20 protein-coding genes and 3 pseudogenes are annotated in these 18,341 nt (G+C 34.8%); 19 read left to right on the top strand and 4 right to left on the bottom strand.

The annotated features are described in order from the left end of the window. The first annotated feature begins 1 nt into the window (after position 1). Together AC1DMU_RS11595 and AC1DMU_RS11590 are read left to right on the top strand one after the other, a co-directional pair. Positions 2 to 1,045: pseudogene (locus AC1DMU_RS11595) on the top strand (flavin-containing monooxygenase). A 265-nt stretch (positions 1,046 to 1,310) separates the two neighbouring features. Then, positions 1,311 to 1,559 (top strand): hypothetical protein, encoded by a 249-nt coding sequence (locus AC1DMU_RS11590; protein WP_000666938.1) that lies wholly within the window; start codon positions 1,311 to 1,313, stop codon positions 1,557 to 1,559. A gap of 36 nt (positions 1,560 to 1,595) precedes the next feature. On the opposite strand, the gene AC1DMU_RS11585 is transcribed toward AC1DMU_RS11590, so the two are convergent. Next, positions 1,596 to 2,633, bottom strand: coding sequence for a serine hydrolase domain-containing protein (locus AC1DMU_RS11585; RefSeq protein ID WP_476941503.1), 1,038 nt, complete (start codon positions 2,631 to 2,633; stop codon positions 1,596 to 1,598). A 111-nt stretch (positions 2,634 to 2,744) separates the two neighbouring features. Further along, complete coding sequence (locus tag AC1DMU_RS11580) at positions 2,745 to 2,939, bottom strand: hypothetical protein (protein WP_088064093.1); 195 nt, start codon at positions 2,937 to 2,939, stop codon at positions 2,745 to 2,747. Between the two features lie 133 nt (positions 2,940 to 3,072). On the opposite strand from AC1DMU_RS11580, the gene AC1DMU_RS11575 reads away from it, so the two are divergent. Then, positions 3,073 to 3,354: a hypothetical protein gene (locus AC1DMU_RS11575; RefSeq protein ID WP_061677629.1), complete on the top strand. Its 282-nt coding sequence runs from the start codon at positions 3,073 to 3,075 to the stop codon at positions 3,352 to 3,354. 29 nt (positions 3,355 to 3,383) lie between these two features. Here the strand turns inward: AC1DMU_RS11575 and AC1DMU_RS11570 are convergent, their stop codons facing one another. Then, on the bottom strand, positions 3,384 to 3,674 hold the full coding sequence (locus tag AC1DMU_RS11570; RefSeq protein ID WP_048543795.1) for a DUF3784 domain-containing protein: 291 nt from the start codon (positions 3,672 to 3,674) through the stop codon (positions 3,384 to 3,386). 111 nt (positions 3,675 to 3,785) lie between these two features. Here AC1DMU_RS11570 and AC1DMU_RS11565 point away from each other — a divergent pair. The 8 genes and pseudogenes from AC1DMU_RS11565 to AC1DMU_RS11530 form a co-directional block, all read left to right on the top strand. Beyond that, positions 3,786 to 3,923: pseudogene (locus AC1DMU_RS11565) on the top strand (nucleoside triphosphate pyrophosphohydrolase family protein); the annotation flags it as partial. A 40-nt stretch (positions 3,924 to 3,963) separates the two neighbouring features. Next, positions 3,964 to 4,701 carry a glycoside hydrolase family 25 protein gene (locus AC1DMU_RS11560; RefSeq protein ID WP_088064092.1) on the top strand — a complete coding sequence of 246 codons (738 nt, stop codon included), beginning with the start codon at positions 3,964 to 3,966 and terminating at the stop codon, positions 4,699 to 4,701. Between the two features lie 136 nt (positions 4,702 to 4,837). Beyond that, the gene (gene bla2 / locus AC1DMU_RS11555; protein ID WP_088064091.1) at positions 4,838 to 5,608 is read left to right on the top strand and encodes a BcII family subclass B1 metallo-beta-lactamase; all 771 of its coding nucleotides are present in this window, start codon (positions 4,838 to 4,840) and stop codon (positions 5,606 to 5,608) included. A 744-nt stretch (positions 5,609 to 6,352) separates the two neighbouring features. Beyond that, positions 6,353 to 7,639: a hydroxylamine reductase gene (gene hcp, locus AC1DMU_RS11550; RefSeq protein ID WP_088064488.1), complete on the top strand. Its 1,287-nt coding sequence runs from the start codon at positions 6,353 to 6,355 to the stop codon at positions 7,637 to 7,639. Positions 7,640 to 8,061: 422 nt separating this feature from the next. Next, positions 8,062 to 8,382 (top strand): PadR family transcriptional regulator, encoded by a 321-nt coding sequence (locus tag AC1DMU_RS11545; protein WP_000429486.1) that lies wholly within the window; start codon positions 8,062 to 8,064, stop codon positions 8,380 to 8,382. Positions 8,383 to 8,457: 75 nt separating this feature from the next. Beyond that, complete coding sequence (locus AC1DMU_RS11540; RefSeq protein WP_000891990.1) at positions 8,458 to 8,799, top strand: DUF1048 domain-containing protein; 342 nt, start codon at positions 8,458 to 8,460, stop codon at positions 8,797 to 8,799. Positions 8,800 to 8,954: 155 nt separating this feature from the next. Then, on the top strand, positions 8,955 to 9,716 hold the full coding sequence (locus AC1DMU_RS11535; RefSeq protein WP_046954684.1) for an ABC transporter ATP-binding protein: 762 nt from the start codon (positions 8,955 to 8,957) through the stop codon (positions 9,714 to 9,716). Further along, positions 9,717 to 10,466 carry an ABC transporter permease gene (locus tag AC1DMU_RS11530; RefSeq protein WP_088064090.1) on the top strand — a complete coding sequence of 250 codons (750 nt, stop codon included), beginning with the start codon at positions 9,717 to 9,719 and terminating at the stop codon, positions 10,464 to 10,466. It abuts the gene before it with no gap. A 149-nt stretch (positions 10,467 to 10,615) separates the two neighbouring features. Here the strand turns inward: AC1DMU_RS11530 and AC1DMU_RS11525 are convergent, their stop codons facing one another. Then, positions 10,616 to 11,578 (bottom strand): helix-turn-helix transcriptional regulator, encoded by a 963-nt coding sequence (locus tag AC1DMU_RS11525; protein ID WP_088064089.1) that lies wholly within the window; start codon positions 11,576 to 11,578, stop codon positions 10,616 to 10,618. A 109-nt stretch (positions 11,579 to 11,687) separates the two neighbouring features. Between AC1DMU_RS11525 and AC1DMU_RS11520 the strand changes: the two genes are divergently transcribed. The 8 genes and pseudogenes from AC1DMU_RS11520 to AC1DMU_RS11485 all read left to right on the top strand — a co-directional run bounded on the left by AC1DMU_RS11520 (position 11,688) and on the right by AC1DMU_RS11485 (position 17,561). Further along, on the top strand, positions 11,688 to 12,167 hold the full coding sequence (locus AC1DMU_RS11520; RefSeq protein ID WP_088064088.1) for a GyrI-like domain-containing protein: 480 nt from the start codon (positions 11,688 to 11,690) through the stop codon (positions 12,165 to 12,167). Between the two features lie 77 nt (positions 12,168 to 12,244). Further along, positions 12,245 to 12,364 (top strand): annotated as a pseudogene (locus AC1DMU_RS11515) (LysE family translocator); the annotation flags it as partial. A gap of 163 nt (positions 12,365 to 12,527) precedes the next feature. Further along, positions 12,528 to 13,127, top strand: a complete 600-nt coding sequence (locus tag AC1DMU_RS11510) for a TetR/AcrR family transcriptional regulator (RefSeq protein WP_088064087.1) — start codon at positions 12,528 to 12,530, stop codon at positions 13,125 to 13,127. Between the two features lie 4 nt (positions 13,128 to 13,131). Further along, on the top strand, positions 13,132 to 13,677 hold the full coding sequence (locus AC1DMU_RS11505) for a hypothetical protein (RefSeq protein ID WP_088064086.1): 546 nt from the start codon (positions 13,132 to 13,134) through the stop codon (positions 13,675 to 13,677). Between the two features lie 517 nt (positions 13,678 to 14,194). Further along, positions 14,195 to 14,917: an RNA polymerase sigma factor SigI gene (gene sigI / locus AC1DMU_RS11500; RefSeq protein ID WP_088609564.1), complete on the top strand. Its 723-nt coding sequence runs from the start codon at positions 14,195 to 14,197 to the stop codon at positions 14,915 to 14,917. Then, complete coding sequence (locus AC1DMU_RS11495; RefSeq protein WP_286675860.1) at positions 14,910 to 16,367, top strand: anti-sigma-I factor RsgI family protein; 1,458 nt, start codon at positions 14,910 to 14,912, stop codon at positions 16,365 to 16,367. Before sigI ends, AC1DMU_RS11495 begins: the two co-directional genes overlap by 8 nt. Before the next feature lie 184 nt (positions 16,368 to 16,551). After that, complete coding sequence (locus tag AC1DMU_RS11490; RefSeq protein ID WP_002167922.1) at positions 16,552 to 16,818, top strand: ArsR/SmtB family transcription factor; 267 nt, start codon at positions 16,552 to 16,554, stop codon at positions 16,816 to 16,818. 362 nt (positions 16,819 to 17,180) lie between these two features. Further along, the gene (locus AC1DMU_RS11485) at positions 17,181 to 17,561 is read left to right on the top strand and encodes a hypothetical protein (RefSeq protein ID WP_088064083.1); all 381 of its coding nucleotides are present in this window, start codon (positions 17,181 to 17,183) and stop codon (positions 17,559 to 17,561) included. Positions 17,562 to 18,341 lie beyond the last annotated feature (780 nt).

Genomic DNA, 18,341 nt, shown 5'->3' with positions numbered 1-18,341 from the left:
AATGAAAGACTTAATTATTATTGGAGCTGGTCAAGCTGGATTAGCAATGGGATATTACTTGAAGCAAGAAGGATATAATTTTTTATTACTTGAGGCAGGAAACCGAATTGGGGATTCATGGAGAAACAGATATAATTCTTTACAGCTCTTCACACCGAGAGAATATAGTAGTTTACCAGGTATGGTAGTAAAAGGAGAAGGAAATGGATTTCCATGTAAAGATGAAATGGCAACATATTTAGAAGAATATGCAAGGCACTTTACATTACCGGTCCAATTGCAAACTGAAGTTTTTAAAATAAAGAAAGAAAAAGATATATTCGAATTACATACTCCTACAGAAATTTTACAATCAAAAAAGGTTGTTATCGCAACAGGTGGTTTTCAGCAACCGTACATCCCTTCATTTTCACAACATCTTTCATCGCATGTTTTTTAAATACATTCATCACAATATAAATCACCATCACAAATTCCTGAGGGGAAAGTATTAGTAGTAGGTGGCGGGAATTCAGGAATGCAAATTGCAGTAGAACTTGCAAAAACTCATGGAGTTACAATGTCTATTAGTCATCCTCTAACATTTTTACCGTTACGTCTTTTTAGAAAAAGCATTTTTAGTTGGTTAGAAAAATTGGGTTTACTGTATGCTGAATTAAATACAAAGAGGGGAAAGTGGTTTCAGAAGAGAAAGGATCCTATGTTTGGTTTTGAAGGCAAAGAACTTATTCGTAGTGGGGCAATTAAACTAGAGGGAAAAGTGGTTCATGCATCAGAAAATAGCATTATGTTTCAAAATGGTGGCACGTATAGTGCAGAAAGCATTATATGGTCAACTGGTTTTATTCAAAACTATAAATGGATTGAAATAGAAAAGGCAGTGAATGAGAAAGGATTTCCTAATCATGTAAAGGGAATAAGTCCCGTGAGAGGATTATATTATATCGGTTTGCCGTGGCAATCTCAAAGAGGCTCTGCACTTATTTGTGGTGTAGGAAAGGATGCATCATATTTACTTTCTGAGATCAAAAAAATAGATCAGTAGCAGCGACTACTGATCATCCATATGTACATGAATTAGGAGAGGTCAAACATTTATTAACTTTATTATAATTGATTTTCATAAGAATAAAAACTGAAAATTCTAATTTTATGTTGAGAAAGTTTTTTGTATCGAAATATATAAAAGAATAGGGGTTTTTAGTAAAAAGAAATATGATATTTATATTTTAATAAATTGTGATATAGTTTATAAAGAACAGATTACATAAAATGTTATTTTATTACATATAAAGTAAGGGGTAATGGTTGTGAAGTTTGATGATCAACGCCTACTAGGAGTACGATTAGGTTCTATACTTGTAACAGAGGAAAATCAATATTTAGTAATTAAGAAAAAAGATCATTATGCACTTTTAAATATACATAATTTAGAATGCACACATGTTGAAGTGCAGCTAGAACATATTGAAGAAATGTTGCAGGAAGATTTTCAAGAAAGTATAACGGAGATTATCGCACCAGAACATATAAAAATTGTTGCCAAAAATGTAATATAAAGAAAGAAGCTGGAAGGGAGAGCTTCTTTCTTTTCGTTAAAAGGATAACGTTTTTAACACGTCACCAATAATCCCTTCCATTTGATGAACGCCTAAGTCAGCGTTCGTCATTATCACAGCACCATTAACTCGGTATGGATAGCATATCATCATACATTGAAATCCAACGCCCCATCCAAGTGAATACATTTGTAAGTCTTTATTCGAATCATCTAGAAACACACCTAATCCAGTCCATTTTGAGCAACCTTGAGGAGAAATCATATCTTGTACTAATTTTTGAGAAAGTTTTAGTTTGCCCTTTCCTTGTAAGGAATGAATGATTTCAATTACTAAAGTTGATAAGTCTGTTGGTGTTGTCCAAATACCTGAAGCGGCTGCGAATGGATAAAATGGATACTTCTCATTTGTAACGGTGCCATCTTTATTATGCCCGCAAGCAAAGGCCTCCATTTTATTTATATCTTTAGTAGAGAATAGCATACTATTTTTCAGTTGTAGTGGATGAAAGATATATTCTTCAAGTAAAAGATTGAATGGTTTTCCAGTTATATCTTCAAGTAGTAGTTCAATAATACAAAAGTTTGCATCAGAGTAGTGAAATTCGCTTTCTGGTTTATAAGTTATTTCTATCGGTACTGGACAATATGATGTTTTACCGGCAAGGATTTCAGACATGTTTGGTCGCCCTTGTGCAAGTGTATAATGCTCAAAACTATTAGGAGGATCAATGATTCCAGATTGGTGGCTTAATAAATTTCGCAGGGTGACTTTTTTCTGTGAGGTAAATAGACTGGTAGGTATGTTCCAAGATGTGAGTCTATCATTTACGTCTTCATCTAAATGCACGATCTTTTGATCTGATAACGTTAGTACGAGCATTGTAGTGAAGAATTTACTAATAGAACAAGAATTGAATATGGAATTCGTAGTGACAGTTTTAGTTGTTCCAGATTCAAGTGTTCCGCAGGCAGTTGCTTCATCTAGTTTACCATCACGTATAACGGCAAGGCTTAAACCTTCAACGGAATATTGGTTCATTTTCTCGTATATAGTGTTACTTTTTAAGTTCATAGTGACTCCTTTCTTATGAAAGACAGAATATTAGTTCTATTATACAGTAGTTAATAGAGAGAATGAGAGAAAAAGAAAAAACTTCATCTTTTATCGATGAAGTTCTTTTAGTTAATTCGAAGTGAATGCTTTAAAAAATTTATCTCGGTACATGTACATTAGCCATGAGGTTGTTAGTAAATAAATAATGATTTGTTTGTTTTGAATTGGCGCATTGAAAACAAGCCAGCCAACGATATCAAATAATAAATGTAGTGCAATTGAAAGAACTACAAATTGTAGTAACGTCTTAAAAAATCTTTTCATAAAGTATCCCCCTAAAATAAAAGGTTTTATCAACAGTGTTGTATATTACTATTATACATTAAATGTGTTTCATGGTAAAATTTACATAAGTTAGTGAAATAAAACAAATGAAAGCTAATGAGGAGGAATAGTCATGGAATTTTGGATGATCATACCGATAGCGGTCTTTGGGTTTATTTATATTGCTGAAAAATTAAATAGAATCGAAAAGAAAACGGATGCACGTTTAAAGAGGATGGAAGATAGATTACAGCTAATTACGAAAGAAATGGGAATTATAGATAGAGAACCTGAAATTAATAAAGAGTTACGCCAGCTTATGGAAGAAGGAAAAACAGTTACAGCAGTTAAGAGAGTAAGAGAGGCTTTTGGGTTTTCTTTACTAGAAGCGAAGCAATATGTTGATAAATTATAAAAAAGATCATCCATTTGGTTGATCTTTTTTCAATGCACCATGCGTGTATTTACATAAGCAGCGATTATAACGTGGCCAATTATAATGATAGGAAATAAGATTTTGACATTAGGAGTAGTGAAGACACTACCAATTGTGGCAATAGCACCGGCAGTTAAATTATAAAGACCAACTATTTTTGATAACTTACCTTTATCTGGCACACGGCGTTCATTGAATCCTGATAAGAGCCAAGTGTATTGTTTAACTCCGATGAAATAGGCTAGTGCAAATGAAATAATTGCTAGTATGAATAATGATGGGGAAGCGAAGAGAGTCATTGAAAACACCTCCGTTAAAGGGTTATAAATAAATTATAGTATGAATGTTATAATTTAACAAAATATAAGTGTAATAGAAAACGGAGTATTTATCATGAAGGGAGATTAAGTATGAATATTGTGGAATTCCAGAGATATGTATTAAATTTCAGTAAAGAAAAAGGATTTCAAGAGACAACGATTGAAGAGCGAACGATGTATGCGATGGCGGAATTGGGTGAATTAGCGGAAGCTATATTAAAACGTGAATGGTAAGTGGAATATTAATGTGTAAAGATGGGGGATACGAATGAAAAAGAAGCTTATTATAGGAGGAGTCTTTACCTTAATTAGTGTAATGAGTGTTTTCGCTTATTTAGTCTTTCAAGGCATATTTATTCCGAATCAAATAAGTGCGGATAAGTATGAAATAAAAGGTGTAGATGTTGCGTCATACCAAGGAGATATAGATTGGAGAGAGTTGGAAAAGCAAAATATGAAGTTTGCGTTTATAAAGGCTACTGAAGGAAGCTCGTTTGTAGATAAGTACTTTTCGGAAAATTGGACGAATGCGAATAAGACAGGTATGCGCGTCGGAGCGTATCATTTTTTTAGTTTTGATAGTAAGGGTGAAACACAAGCAGAGCAATATATACGAACTGTTCCAAAGTATAAACAAGCATTGCCACCCGTAATTGATGTTGAGTTTTATGCTAACAAAAAAGATAATCCCCCTAAGCGTGAAGATGTTGTGAAAGAGTTGTCGGTCATGATAAAAATGCTAGAAAAACATTACGGTAAGAAAGTAATATTGTATGCAACTCAAGAGGCATATGATTTGTATATAAAGAATGCGTATCCCCAATGTGATATATGGATTCGTAGTGTCTTTACAAAACCGAGTTTATCTGACGAGAGAAAATGGACGTTTTGGCAATACACGAACCGTGGGAGATTAAATGGTTATAATGGAAAAGAGAAGTATATTGATTTGAATGTATTTTATGGTAACGAGGAAGAGTTTGAGAATTATGGAATAAAAGGTTAAGTTTTAAAGCGTACAAAATTTTGTACGCTTTTTTGTTACTTACATAAAAATATACAAGTAAAGATGGAACAAACATTTAAGATGAATTGTCTATTATAGGTAATAACTATTCCATTTGAAAGAAAGGGTGGAGAAAATGAAAAATACATTATTAAAAGTAGGGGTATGTGTTAGTTTATTAGGAACAATGCAATTTGTTAGTACAATTTTTTCTGTGAAAGCGGAACAAAAGCTAGAGCAAAAAGTAATAAAAAATGAGACAGGAACTATTTCAATTTCTCAGTTAAATAAAAATGTATGGGTTCATACGGAGTTAGGTTACTTTAACGGAGAAGCAGTTCCTTCGAACGGGCTAGTTCTTACTACTTCTAAAGGGCTAGTACTTGTCGATTCTTCTTGGGATGATAAGTTAACGAAGGAATTAATAGAGATGGTAGAAAAGAAATTTAAGAAGCGAGTAACGGATGTCATCATTACACATGCGCACGCTGATCGAATTGGCGGAATAAAAACGTTGAAAGAAAGAGGCATTAAGGCGCATAGTACAGCACTAACTGCAGAACTAGCAAAGAAAAGTGGATATGAAGAACCGCTTGGAGACTTACAATCCATTACAAATTTGAGTTTTGGAAATATGAAAGTAGAAACATTTTACCCAGGGAAAGGACATACAGAAGATAATATCGTCGTATGGTTACCGCAATACAACATTTTAGCTGGAGGCTGTTTAGTGAAATCTGCGGAAGCTAAAGATTTAGGGAACGTTGCTGATGCCTATGTAAATGAATGGTCCGCATCGATTGAGAATGTGCTGAAGCGATATGGAAACATCAATTCAGTAGTGCCTGGTCATGGGGAAGTAGGGGACAAAGGATTGCTTTTACATACATTGGATTTGTTGAAATAAGAAACTGTGGGAATATAAAAGCGAGGAGAAACAATTTTCTCCTCGCTTTCTTCTAGCTATATTTAAATGCGAAGCCATCAATTATGCCTGCATACGTTACTGAGATTTTAATTCCAAGTATACAAATACCAGTACCGTCATAATTGCTATAACAACATAAGTAATATCGAGCATTATAAGTGTTTTTAAAGTTTCAGTCATCCTAATTCACCCCTGGTATGAAAATATAACATAATCTCTTATCAATCAGATCAGAGATTATAGAGATAACAATGTATATGAAATTTATTAAGTAGTGTCTATATAAATATATCATATAAATAATGTAAGTAATGTTAAGGTAGTGTAAATGTATTGTAAATAAAGTGATTTTTCATAAAATATTTAATCAAAAAATTGATAGTTCTTCAAAATGAAAAGAAGCTATTCTTTCTGTTGCATAATAAAAAGAAAGAATAGCGTTTTTGTATGTCTATTTCTGTTTGCTTAAGAGATTTATAGTACGAAATTGTTCTTTCGTACTATGAACTAGAAAGTTAAATATGTGATTCAGCAATAGTCTAGCTATTTGAAAACTTGAACAACAGGGGTATGTAATGTTTTTTTGTGTCAATAAAAATATTATGTAAACAATATAAGTTGTCACAAATTTATACATATTATTGTGATTGATATCACATCTCTTTTCCTCAATGGGTATTATGCTTAGGTTGTAAGGAATGATTGGGAGAGGGTGGGATGATCATGTTTTGTTATCAATGTGAACAAACGCCAACAGGTGGATGTAAAGTGATGGGTGTTTGCGGTAAAAATGAAACAATTGCAAGTTTACAAGATACGATTGTGTTTGGGCTAAAAGGAATTGCAGCTTATCGTACGCATGCTGCTCAGCTAGGGTATACTGATGCATTTGTAGATGCTACGACGCAAGAAGCACTGTATATGACATTAACAAATTCCAACTTTAATGAACAAGAACATATTGATATGGCTATGAAAGTAGGGAAATCGGCTTTACGAGTAATGGAGTTATTAGATGAGGCGCATACGAATCACTTTGGTGTTCCAGAGCCTGTTCAAATTACGCAAAACCATGTAGAAGGTAAGGCAATTGTAGTTACTGGACATAATTTATTTGCGTTAGAAGAATTATTAAAACAAACAGAAGGAAAAGAAATTAATATTTATACGCATTCTGAAATGTTACCAGCACACGGTTATCCGCAGCTGAAAAAATATAAACATTTAAAAGGAAACATCGGTAAGGCATGGTATGATCAACGACGTCTTTTTGAAAAATTTACAGGTGCTATATTAGCGACAACGAACTGTGTTATGCCAATTAAAGGGTCGTACTCTGATCGATTCTTTTCATATGATATTGCAGGTTTAGAAGGTGTACAAAAAATTGAAAATGATGATTTTGCACCATTGATTCAAAAAGCGCTAGAACTTCCAGAAGTACATATGGAGTCGGATGAACAGTTAGTAACAGGGTTCCATCATAATACAGTATTATCATTAGCTCCTGAAATTATTGAGGCAGTAAAAGAAGGAAAGATTAAGCGTTTCTTTGTCATCGCAGGTTGTGATGCACCAGGAAAAGGCGGAGAATATTATCGTGAATTAGCAACGTCACTTCCGCCAGAAACAGTTATTTTAACGACTTCTTGCGGGAAATTCCGCTTTAATGATGTGGAGTACGGTGTTGTACCTGGTACAAAGATTCCGCGTTACATTGACTTAGGGCAATGCAATAATTCAATTTCAACAGTGAAAATAGCAGCCGCTTTAGCAGATGCTTTTCAATGCGAAGTGAACGAACTGCCAGTTAGTATTGTCCTATCATGGTTTGAACAAAAAGCGGTTGCCATTTTACTTGGGCTATTTAGTCTTGGTATTCAAGATATTCGCATCGGTCCAAAGGCGCCTGAATTTATTTCACCTGGCTTGCTTGATGTATTACAAGAAACGTTTGGTTTGAAACTGATTACAACTGCAGCAGAAGATATGGAAATGATTTTATCGTAACAAAAGAATGATCTGTCTTATTAAGAAGAAGAGCTAACCTATAGCGCTCCAAAACAAAAATGTAGAATATTTGTTTTGGGGTATTTTCTTTTCTTAGCGGGATAGGTAATAGTTGATTTTAGAAAAATATAAAAATCGAGTTGACATGTATAACTACTCAGTCATACAATGTAGGAGTAATAGGTGATACTGAGTAGTGTTGTTTCTCAAAATGTTTTCAGTAAACAATAGGTAAGAGCGGATTTTAGAAAAAATTTTAAAATCAGTTGACATCTATAGCTACTTAGTCATACAATGTAGTTGTAATAAGTAATACTGAATAGTGTGGTTTTACTCAAAAACTATTCAGTAAAAATTCGCCTTAGTACTCTGTGATACTGAATATAAGTCAGACAGAATAGGGGGTAAAGGAGGATCATAACATGGAAAATTTAACTGAAATGCTAAAAGGTTCACTGGAAGGGTGTGTGTTGGAAATCATTAGCCGCCGTGAAACGTATGGCTATGAGATTACCCGCCACCTGAATGATCTTGGGTTTACCGAAGTCGTAGAAGGGACGGTTTATACTATCCTCGTACGATTAGAAAAGAAAAAGCTTGTGAATATTGAAAAGAAACCATCAGATATGGGACCGCCTCGTAAGTTTTATTCATTAAATGAGGATGGCCGTCAGGAGCTTGAATTGTTTTGGAAAAAATGGGATTTTGTATCTTCAAAAATTAACGTCTTGAAGTCAAACTAGCCTCATAATATAAAATGTTCCGGCTCATATTTGGAGAGTTTCTTGTTCTGCTTTATAAAAAAGGAGGAAAATAAGATGTTGGAAATGTTTAAAAAATTAATTGGTGATAAAAAAGAGTACAAAATGATGATGGCACGTGTTGGAGCACTGCCAGAGGACTATCAGTTTGTGTTTAAGAAAATTCAAAACTACATGTGGAATTTCTCAGCGGGTAATGGAATGGATATGCTGCACATACAGTATGAATTAATCGATTTGTTTGAAGCAGGTGCAGCGGAAGGGAGACAAGTGCTTGACATTACTGGGGAGGACGTGGCATCCTTTGCTGACGAACTAGTGGCAAACGCTAAAACGTATGTCTCCAAGTATCGTGAAGATTTGAATGAAAGTATTATGAAGAAATTGAGAAAAAAATAAATGCAATTAGTAATACCGACTGATTAGCTGGTTACAAATGTGAATTGCCGCCATCGCTATTCAGTTATATTTTTAAACTGGTACTAAGTAATACAGATTATCAGTGATACTAAATAGAGGGTGTATGTAATCTAATTTTATAAGGGGGAAAAAGTATGAGCAATGCAGCGATTTCTATAAAAGGGTTAAAAAAATCTTTTAAAGATAAAGAAGTCTTAAAGGGAGTGGATTTTGAGGTGCAGCGTGGTGAAATTTTCGCGCTGCTAGGCTCAAATGGAGCTGGAAAGACGACAACGGTCAATATTCTTTCGACGTTAATGAAACAAGATGATGGTGAAGTGAGTATTTGCGGTTTTGACGTCCAGCGACAACCAGATCATGTTCGTCAAAGCATCAGTTTGACAGGACAGTTCGCAGCTTTAGACGGCATGCTTACTGGAAGGGAAAACTTGATAATGATCGCTAAGTTACGTGGTGTTTCCAATCCGGCACAAGTTGCTGATAATCTACTTGCAAGATTTAGCCTGACTGATGCGGCCAACCAGAGGGCAGACCAGTATTCAGGCGGGATGAAGCGCCGACTTGATATCGCGATGAGTTTGATTGGGGCGCCAGCAGTTATTTTTCTAGACGAACCAACGACTGGACTTGATCCGGAAGCACGGATCGAAGTGTGGGATACAGTCAAGGAACTTGCCGGCAGCGGCACAACGATTTTGCTCACGACTCAGTACTTGGAGGAAGCAGAACAACTGGCGGACCGTATCGCTATTTTGCATGGCGGAAAAATTATTACGACAGGTACTCTTACTGAACTGAAAGAGATGTTCCCGCCAGCAAAAGTAGAGTATATCGAGAAGCAGCCGACGTTGGAAGAAATTTTCCTTGCGATTATCGGTAAAAAGGAGGAGATGTAAATGAAAAGCAAAACAGGGGTATTACTAGGGCGCTTAATGCGTAATATTATGCGTAGTCCGGATACAATTATTACAGTAGCGATTACACCGATTATGATGATGCTATTATTTGTTTACGTATTTGGCGGGGCTATAAAGACAGGAACGGATAACTACGTTAATTATTTATTGCCGGGAATTTTGTTAATGGCTATCGCATCCGGTGTAGCGTATACTTCTGTACGATTATTTACGGATGTAAAGAGTGGGCTGATGGCACGTTTCATTACGATGCCTATTAAGCGCTCATCAATATTGTGGGCTCACGTTTTAACTTCTCTTGTTGCTAATGTACTTACTATCGTGGTGGTTATTCTTGTTGCGCTCTTAATGGGATTCCGTTCCAGTGCTAATATGTTAGAATGGCTTGCAGTAGCTGGGGTTCTAGGAACGTTTACGCTAGCGCTAACATGGCTAGCTATCATTCCAGGACTGAAAGCGAAGTCAATGGAAGGGGCGACAGCGTACTCGTATCCACTAATTTTCCTTCCATTTATTAGTTCAGCTTTTGTACCTACCGAAACGATGCCAAAAATTGTCCGTGCATTTGCAGAGAATCAGCCTGTAACTTCAATCGTGAATGCGATTCGTGCCCTTTTATATGAAGGAACTGTTGGCAACGATATTTGGATTGCACTCGCTTGGTGCGTAGGTATCATGATCATCTCTTACTTTTTCGCAAGTAAAACATTTAAACGTCAGTTAGGGTAAGTGAATTTAGTCATCCGAAATTATATATATTTTTGAAAAAGCACGGAAGGTTTTCTGTGCTTTTATTATTTATTGTGCTCTCATGGTAAAAAATATAGGAAACTGGTAACGAATAAACCTCAATATATTGAGGTTTAACCGATCACTGCTTATGGAGAATATAAACATAACCGCTCTTGTAAATCGTTTAATATTTCTTCAGGCATTTCCTTGATTGTAATATCTTTCCCTAGGAAAAGTAGCCAATTTGTTATCTCTGTCACTTCATCGGAATTGTTAACATCGATAAATGTTTTTAAAATGGCTGTAGATTGGTAAGGGTTTGTATAAGAAATTGAAATTTTTAAAGGATGGTATTTTTTGTACTGGGCAATCGCTTTTGGACCAAGTTCAAGTACAAGGTTAATTTCTTCGTCCTTCTTATTGAGTTTTTCTAAAATCTGTTTCGTATTTAACCTCTTTTTCGTCGTGTACGGTTCGATATTGACGAGGTCATCGACAGGAAACAGCAGTTTCTTTTCTTCTTTTAAGTCAAACCCTTCAATGATCCAACGGCTTTTTTCTTGATAAAGGTGTAATAGATAAATTGGGTAAGACTTGATTTCCTCTTCTTCTTTGACGGTAATCAATAAATGTCTATCCAAAAGAAGGATTTGGATGAGTTTTTCTAACATAGGGTGGGGGAGGTCAGAAAGCTCAAGTAGATCGGGATTATAAGGGTTAGTCCCTTCAAAAAGCAAGAGTTGATTTAAAAGAACGAGGTCATCTTGCTGGGTTTCTGAGATGAGTCCTAGTAGTTTTTCAGCTAAAGACTGGCGACTTTTTAGATAGGGAAGTTGTTGATTGCTTGTAGCCATAAAGGCAATAAAAAGAGCTTTGACTTCATTATCAGTAAAGCGAACAACGGGCAGGATAGAATTATGCATGACAAAATATCCACCAGTTCTCCCAACTTCAGCGACAAGTGGCATGCCCATAGCTTCAATTTCTCTAATGTCTCTAATAGCTGTCGATCGTGATACGTTAAATTCTCGTATGATTTCAGTAATTGTAAAGTGGGAGCGATTGTTGATATACCGCATAATTGTATTAATCCGTTCAACTTTTTTCATTGGAATCTCCTAAACAGTATCATTTTTTGACATGATTTAAAGATATTATAAACGTATCAGATGAAAAGTTAAATCGTTTGATTCATTTTAAAAAAGGAAGGTTTTGAATATGAAAAATTATACTATAGAAGAAAAAGATAGCTTTATTGTGTTAGGTATTGGAACTGAAATTAAGAGTGACTATACAGACTTTGCTGGAATCAATAAAGAAAAGGAAGACTTTTGGTCGGCTGTTAAAGAAGATGGAAGGTTGGATACTTTAAAAGCTTTAGCTACAAACGAATATATTTTTTCTGTGAGCGAAGCGGTGAATAACAAGATGATGTATTATGCTGGTGTCATGACAGAAGCACAAATAGAAGAAGAATCTAGAGTGATCCAGTTTCCGAAGGGAGAATACTTAGTAGTGGAAGGGGAAGACAAAACGGCTGAAGAGCTAAGTAATAAACTGACTGGCATCGCCTTCGGTCAAGCTTTACCAGAAGCAACAGATTTTGCTTATGTTGGTGGACCGAATACAACGGTTGAGATGGGACAGAGAGACGGCTTAGTATTTGGTGAAATGTGGATTCCAGTTGTAAGGAAGTAAAGTGATAAAAGGTACGAATATGGAAAGTAGAGGCTAACGATCTTGAATTGTTAGCTTTTGCAATTGTTTCACTTAGCATGGTTTGTTCACCGGGGCCTAATATGATTTATCTCATTTCTCGTTCCATTACGCAAGGGCGTATGACAGGATTTATTTCTCTCTTAGGCATTATGCTCGGAATTGAAGATTTTTTAATGATACGGTAGGAATACCGTCTTTTTTTATTTTAAGGGGATTTTGACTTGTTATCTTGATAGTCATGTGGCAAAAGCCCTATTACGTCTAAACTAAAATATGGTCATATTGTTTTCGGTACTTTTTTTATAATATAACCATATTATAAAAAGGAGGGGGAGATGAATGCCTAAAATAGTTGATCAAATACAAAGGAAGAATGAGATAGCCACCGCTACTTGGCGTGTAATATTAGAAAAAGGTATCGATAAAGCTTCCATACAGCAAATCGCTGATGAAGCAAACATGTCAGTTGGCCTTGTTCAGCATCATTTTTCGTCTAAAAATGCATTGATTTACTATGCAATGAATTTAGTATTGAATCGAATGGAAGGACGGGCGAAAACTCGTACAAGTGATTTTAAGGGAACGAAAGAAGAAGCGCTTAGAAGATTAATGAAATTTATTATTCCTATTAATAAGGAAGAAATGTTGGAAGGGAAGGTTTGGATTACATTCTTAGGAATCTCTTTTAGTTCCCCAGAGCTTATTGAACTTCGGAAGAAAATGGATGAGCATACGAGGTACCTAATGGGAATGATCCTAGATTTAATGGAGGAGTTAGGATACTTTACATCAGGATACAATAGAGAGTGTGAATTGGAGATACTGTACGGATTTATCGATGGGCTAGTAATTCATGTCCTTCAAACACCAGAATCATATCCAAAAGAAAAAGTGAATCAACTTATTGAGTATTATTTAGTAGAAAAAAAGAGGGATTGATCGCATGAATAAAGTTTTCATTATTATTCTTGTAGTTGTTATCGTATTGATCATTAGGCAGCTTATCCCTAAGAAAGTAGATAGTTTTGATCTTCTTGGTATACCCATCATGGCTATAATTAGAACTTATATCGGTCTTCCAAATAAATTGGACTTTATTATTACAATTGAATTAATTAGCTTGCTTATATTAGGAGCAATAGTTGGTTATTGGCAAGCTAAGAGGGTGAAAGTTTTTCATCATAACAATCAATTATGTAGTGTTGGGGGCTATTCGTATATTATCGGATGGATTATTATGCTTTTGGGAAGGCTGGTTATTTTATTGTTGTTCAACCTTACTTCTCTCATATCAGCATTTCATGCGGGACAGGAACAGTTTACGAGTGAAGTAATTAAAGTTCTTTCGCATACTGGAGATTGGTTAATATGGTCTACTATTCTTGCATCTTCCATCATGTATACTGTTACCTTATATAAGAATCACCCGGATATCAAAAAAATTATACATGCTCGTTTTAAAGAAATAAAACAGCGGATAAAATATTAATTTAACTAATACGAATTGTAAAAGCATGTATTTGTTATAGAGCTGCCGACTATACCTATCAACTTAATAAATAAATATTTTATAAAAAAATATTTTTTGACCCCCATAAAATTATATATTCCTCCGAATATGTATATTGAAGAAAATAAATAGAAGAAAAATGGTCATGAAAGAACATTGAAGTGTTAATAAAATTACTAGATTAAGTGTGGAATCCGAAATCAAAGGATGAAATTACCAATGGTAAAGAGAAGAGTTATTCAAGGATTGCAGATAAAATAGAAAAAGAGCAAGCAAAACAAGCGGAAGAAAACAAGAAAGTACATTAAAATACAAACTTAACTTTAGTGACGAGACAAAAGGAAATTCGTTAAGAAAACAGTGGGAAAAAGTTAGTCTCAAAAAATATAAGTAACAGCAAGAGGACAAACCAAAGGGAAAACACTTACAAAATATGGTTAAATGGTCACTTCTTTAGTGGCCTTTTTGCTATTTGAAGGAGGCTGGAAGATTACTAGTGTTGAGTTTAGTAATGAAGATCCTAAGAAAACCGAAAATAGAAGATATCGTATATAACATACAAAACAACGGAGGAGATAGGGAAGTATTTATCGTACAGTATCAGCCTTTTATTAGAAAATCCATATCGTCTGTCTGTCGCCGATATATTACAGAACAGGATGATGAATATAGTATTGGACTGTTTGCGTTTAACGAAGCAATTGAACAGTATTCATATAAAAAAGGGAAATCTTTTCTAGCGTTTGCTGATCTTCTTATAAAAAGAGATGTAATTGACTATATACGCAAGGAGTCTAAGCATAACTTTGTCTTTTTAAAAGAAGATGAGCAAGAGAAAATGTTAGAAATGCAAGTATCGCTTACGGAGTATATGAAAGAGATCGAAAATAGTAACCGTAAGGAGGAAATTCTTCATTTTCAAAGTGTGTTAGCTGAGTTTAAAATCACATTTTCAGAGCTTGCTAAAGAATCTCCTAAGCATCGTGATACGCGTGAACATCTAATAGAAATTGTGAARATWATTATAAAAGAAGAGGAAATGATGGAAGAGTTGTTCCGAAAGAAAAAATTACCACTAAAACATATTGAACCRCGTGTTAGGGTAAGTCGTAAAACGTTGGAACGACATAGAAAATACATTATTGCAATGTGCATTATTTTTGCAAACAACTATACATATATTCTTGATTACATAAGAGGGGAAAAGCATGATGAATAAAGGAATTGTGATGGATATAAAAAAGCATAACGTAGTTGTTTTAACTCCAAATGGAGAGTTTATTACATTTAAAAGAAAAGCGCACCCATACATGATAGGAGAAGAAATCTCGTTTAACAAACAGGAACAAAGAGCGCCGCGTTTTTCCATACCACCTTTCTTAAAGCCTACAACAGTAATTGTTGCTGGTTTTCTATGCGTATTGCTGTTTTTTTACAATCAACCAGAAGAAAAAGTGTTTGCTTATGTCTCAGTTGATATAAATCCAAGTTTAGAGGCGAGCGTAACGGAGGATCTTCGTGTTATAGATTTGCGGGCTTGTAATGATGACGGAAGGCGTATTTTAAAAGAAATGAAAGGGTGGGAAAATAAGCATCTGCAAGACGTAATACGTACGATTATAAAGCAGAGTCAAGAGGATAAGTACTTAACAAATGATAAGAAAGTTATGCTAACGGCTGTTGCAAAGGATAAATCGTTAGAACCACAGTTGGAAAAGGCTTTGCAGGAATTAAAGAAAGAGTATGAGATAAAACATATTACAGTTGAATATCAAAGCAGTACGATGCAAATACGGGAGGATGCCAAGAAAGCAGGAGTTGGAACGGGCGTTTATATAAAACAAGAGAATGAGAAGAAAAAATCGCTCACTCCATCTCATCAAGAGCAACCAAAGTCGCCATCTGACATATCACCAGATGCAACTCATGTAAATGAAGAAAGATATGAGAAAAAAGAGTATATAGAACAAAAGCAATCTAAGCAAATAAAAGAAAATCATGGGAACCAGCAAGAGAACAATGGTAGAGGATCCCAAGGGAATAGTGGAAATCAGGAAGGGAACAACGGAAGAGGATCCCAAGGAAATAATGGGCGCCAGCAAGAGAACAACGGAAGAGGGTCGCAAGGGAATAATGGAAATCAGGAAGGGAAAAATGGCAGAGGGTCCCAAGGAAATAGTGGACATCAACAAGAGAACAACGGAAGAGGGTCCCAAGGAAATAATGGAAATCAGCAAGGGAACAACGGAAGAGGGTCCCAAGGAAATAATGGGCACCAGCAAGAGAACAACGGAAGAGGGTCCCAAGGAAATAATGGGCACCAGCAAGAGAACAACGGAAGAGGGTCCCAAGGAAATAATGGAAATCAGCAAGGGAACAACGGAAGAGGGTCCCAAGGAAATAATGGGAATCAGCAAGGGAACAACGGAAGAGAATCGCAAGGAAATAATGGGAATGGTCAAGGAAACAACGGAAGAGAATCGCAAGGAAATAATGGGAATCAGCAAGGGAACAACGGAAGAGAATCGCAAGGAAATAATGGGAATGGTCAAGGAAACAACGGAAGAGAATCGCAAGGAAATAATGGGAATGGTCAAGGAAACAACGGAAGAGGTTCCCAAGGGAATAATGGACATCAGCAAGAGAACAATGGCAGAGGGTCTCAGTAAGGAAAGCTCCTACCACATAATATATAGTGGAAGAAAAATCTATAGAATATTGAACGGAGGGGAGATTCCTTCCATCTGAAGATATTTTTTAACATTTTTTTAAAATGACGGACATAAAATCGTATATCCTTTCGAATTATATATATGGATATCATTAATGTTTATATAAAAGGGGAGAAAAAATATGAAAGAAATGTATGAAGAAATCACTGAAGTATTGAAGGTATTAGCACATCCTGTCCGTTTATCATTAGTAAAAATAATGCTTGCAAAAGGTCCTATTAACGTAACGACAATGTATGAAACATTACAAATGCCTCAAAGTACAATTAGTCAACATTTATCTAAACTAAAAGCTACTAAAGTCGTTACAGGTACTCGGAAAGGATTAGAAATTTATTATGAGGTAACTGACAATCGCACAAAATCAATATTAGCATGTTTAGTTTAAATACTGATTGTCTAGACATTAAGAAGAGGATGCTAAAGTAATTGTGTGACTACAATTTTTAAGATTTTATACAAAAGTAATATGTATAAGTGTATGTGATTTTCTTACTAACATAAGTTGTATGTAGACTGGTTATTAATTTGTTATACATCTTAGTTAGATTATTTTATTTATTTAATAATATTGTATGATCTTCACCTTGTTAAAATTAACAAGGTGAAGGATTATTCATGTACACATGAAATATTTTATAAAGAGTACGACTTTACTCCAAAGTTACATTTTTAGTTTTTTATCTATAGATCTAATACTAAAGGGAAAATAACTGAAATATAAATGTAATTGAAAGGAGTGGAGTAACAATGGAGGTAAGCCTTTTTTTAGGATTTTTTTGGGGGTGGATAACGGTTATCATCTCAGGAATACTTTTTGTGCGACCATCTATACTACGTGAACTGAAAAAATTAGTGGTAGAAGACAGAGGATTTGGAATTATGTATGGCTTTCTATCAATTTTCCTAGGATTAGGTACTGTTATTCTACATAATGTTTGGGAACTTAATTGGCAGGGACTCATTACACTTATTGCATGGCTCGCACTATTAAAAGGGATTTATGTAATTGCATATCCTGAACCATCCAAGAAAACCGATTTCGAAGTAAGGGTACTATCTACTCGTATAGTGCTTGCTATCCTTGGTGCTTTATCTTTATGGATGCTTATCATACTTTATATGAAATAGAGACAAATATTTTTGATCATGGGAGTATGTAGGTGGGGAATTTTGGGTAGTCCTTTGGAACGGGATTTTATAGTTAACTGTAAGTGTAGTGTTTATTCCGTTGTAGATATGTTTTTATAAATAGTGAGATGGGCAAAACGAAGAGAGTCCTAAATAAATAGGATTCTTTTCGTTTTATAAAAGTGAATTTATCTTGTATCACTAATACAATTGATAATCATTTTTCTGGACTATTCGCAGTTTTAATGAAGTAGTAGTGGTTGTAACTCGACTTCAAATAATTCGCTTTCAATTTCATTAAGTGCATACATTGATACAGGATGTGGAGAGGTATTAGATAAGACTTGTGATGAAAGAAGTTCTCCTGATGATGAGTAAAATGTAACAAACACTTGAGAAAATGGAGGGACCATAATGATTACACGGTCAGTTTTTTGTAACGTATTAACCAACTCCAAAATAATATAGTTTTATAAAAATCAAAAAACAATAGATAAATATAAAGATATTATTATGGGTACTTTTCCGATAGTGAATTAAGCAAATTAATAAACTCTTTATTTTATTGTAAATAGTTTAAGAGCACACAAATATGCGTGCTCTTAGAATAGAAAGGTAGTTTTCTATGAGTAGGGAGTCCCCATACAATAAAATATGCTTGTCCAATTTAAATGTGAGAAGTTTTTTATAAAAATTCTATTTGGTAAGTTTATGTGAAAAATCACCTTGTACAGGAACTCTTTGCAAAGTATTTTGTCTGCAGTCATGATTATTAAAGTT

The sequence above is a fragment of the Bacillus sp. 01N45 genome (genome assembly GCF_056399205.1).
The sequence above is the reverse complement of the archived record's forward strand: the minus strand, read 5'-3'. Positions and strand labels throughout refer to the sequence as shown.

Excerpts from the sequence above, each read along its gene's own strand:
- AC1DMU_RS11520 (WP_088064088.1), top strand. The coding sequence starts at position 11,688 with ATGAAAAATTATACTATAGAAGAAAAAGATAGCTTTATTGTGTTAGGT.
- AC1DMU_RS11535 (WP_046954684.1), top strand. The coding sequence starts at position 8,955 with ATGAGCAATGCAGCGATTTCTATAAAAGGGTTAAAAAAATCTTTTAAA.
- AC1DMU_RS11575 (WP_061677629.1), top strand. The coding sequence starts at position 3,073 with ATGGAATTTTGGATGATCATACCGATAGCGGTCTTTGGGTTTATTTAT.
- AC1DMU_RS11545 (WP_000429486.1), top strand. The coding sequence starts at position 8,062 with ATGGAAAATTTAACTGAAATGCTAAAAGGTTCACTGGAAGGGTGTGTG.
- AC1DMU_RS11485 (WP_088064083.1), top strand. The coding sequence starts at position 17,181 with ATGGAGGTAAGCCTTTTTTTAGGATTTTTTTGGGGGTGGATAACGGTT.
- bla2 (WP_088064091.1), top strand. The coding sequence starts at position 4,838 with ATGAAAAATACATTATTAAAAGTAGGGGTATGTGTTAGTTTATTAGGA.
- AC1DMU_RS11580 (WP_088064093.1), bottom strand. The coding sequence starts at position 2,939 with ATGAAAAGATTTTTTAAGACGTTACTACAATTTGTAGTTCTTTCAATT.
- AC1DMU_RS11505 (WP_088064086.1), top strand. The coding sequence starts at position 13,132 with ATGAATAAAGTTTTCATTATTATTCTTGTAGTTGTTATCGTATTGATC.
- hcp (WP_088064488.1), top strand. The coding sequence starts at position 6,353 with ATGTTTTGTTATCAATGTGAACAAACGCCAACAGGTGGATGTAAAGTG.
- AC1DMU_RS11570 (WP_048543795.1), bottom strand. The coding sequence starts at position 3,674 with ATGACTCTCTTCGCTTCCCCATCATTATTCATACTAGCAATTATTTCA.
- AC1DMU_RS11540 (WP_000891990.1), top strand. The coding sequence starts at position 8,458 with ATGTTGGAAATGTTTAAAAAATTAATTGGTGATAAAAAAGAGTACAAA.
- AC1DMU_RS11560 (WP_088064092.1), top strand. The coding sequence starts at position 3,964 with ATGAAAAAGAAGCTTATTATAGGAGGAGTCTTTACCTTAATTAGTGTA.
- AC1DMU_RS11510 (WP_088064087.1), top strand. The coding sequence starts at position 12,528 with ATGCCTAAAATAGTTGATCAAATACAAAGGAAGAATGAGATAGCCACC.
- AC1DMU_RS11495 (WP_286675860.1), top strand. The coding sequence starts at position 14,910 with ATGAATAAAGGAATTGTGATGGATATAAAAAAGCATAACGTAGTTGTT.
- AC1DMU_RS11530 (WP_088064090.1), top strand. The coding sequence starts at position 9,717 with ATGAAAAGCAAAACAGGGGTATTACTAGGGCGCTTAATGCGTAATATT.
- AC1DMU_RS11490 (WP_002167922.1), top strand. The coding sequence starts at position 16,552 with ATGAAAGAAATGTATGAAGAAATCACTGAAGTATTGAAGGTATTAGCA.
- AC1DMU_RS11525 (WP_088064089.1), bottom strand. The coding sequence starts at position 11,578 with ATGAAAAAAGTTGAACGGATTAATACAATTATGCGGTATATCAACAAT.
- AC1DMU_RS11585 (WP_476941503.1), bottom strand. The coding sequence starts at position 2,633 with ATGAACTTAAAAAGTAACACTATATACGAGAAAATGAACCAATATTCC.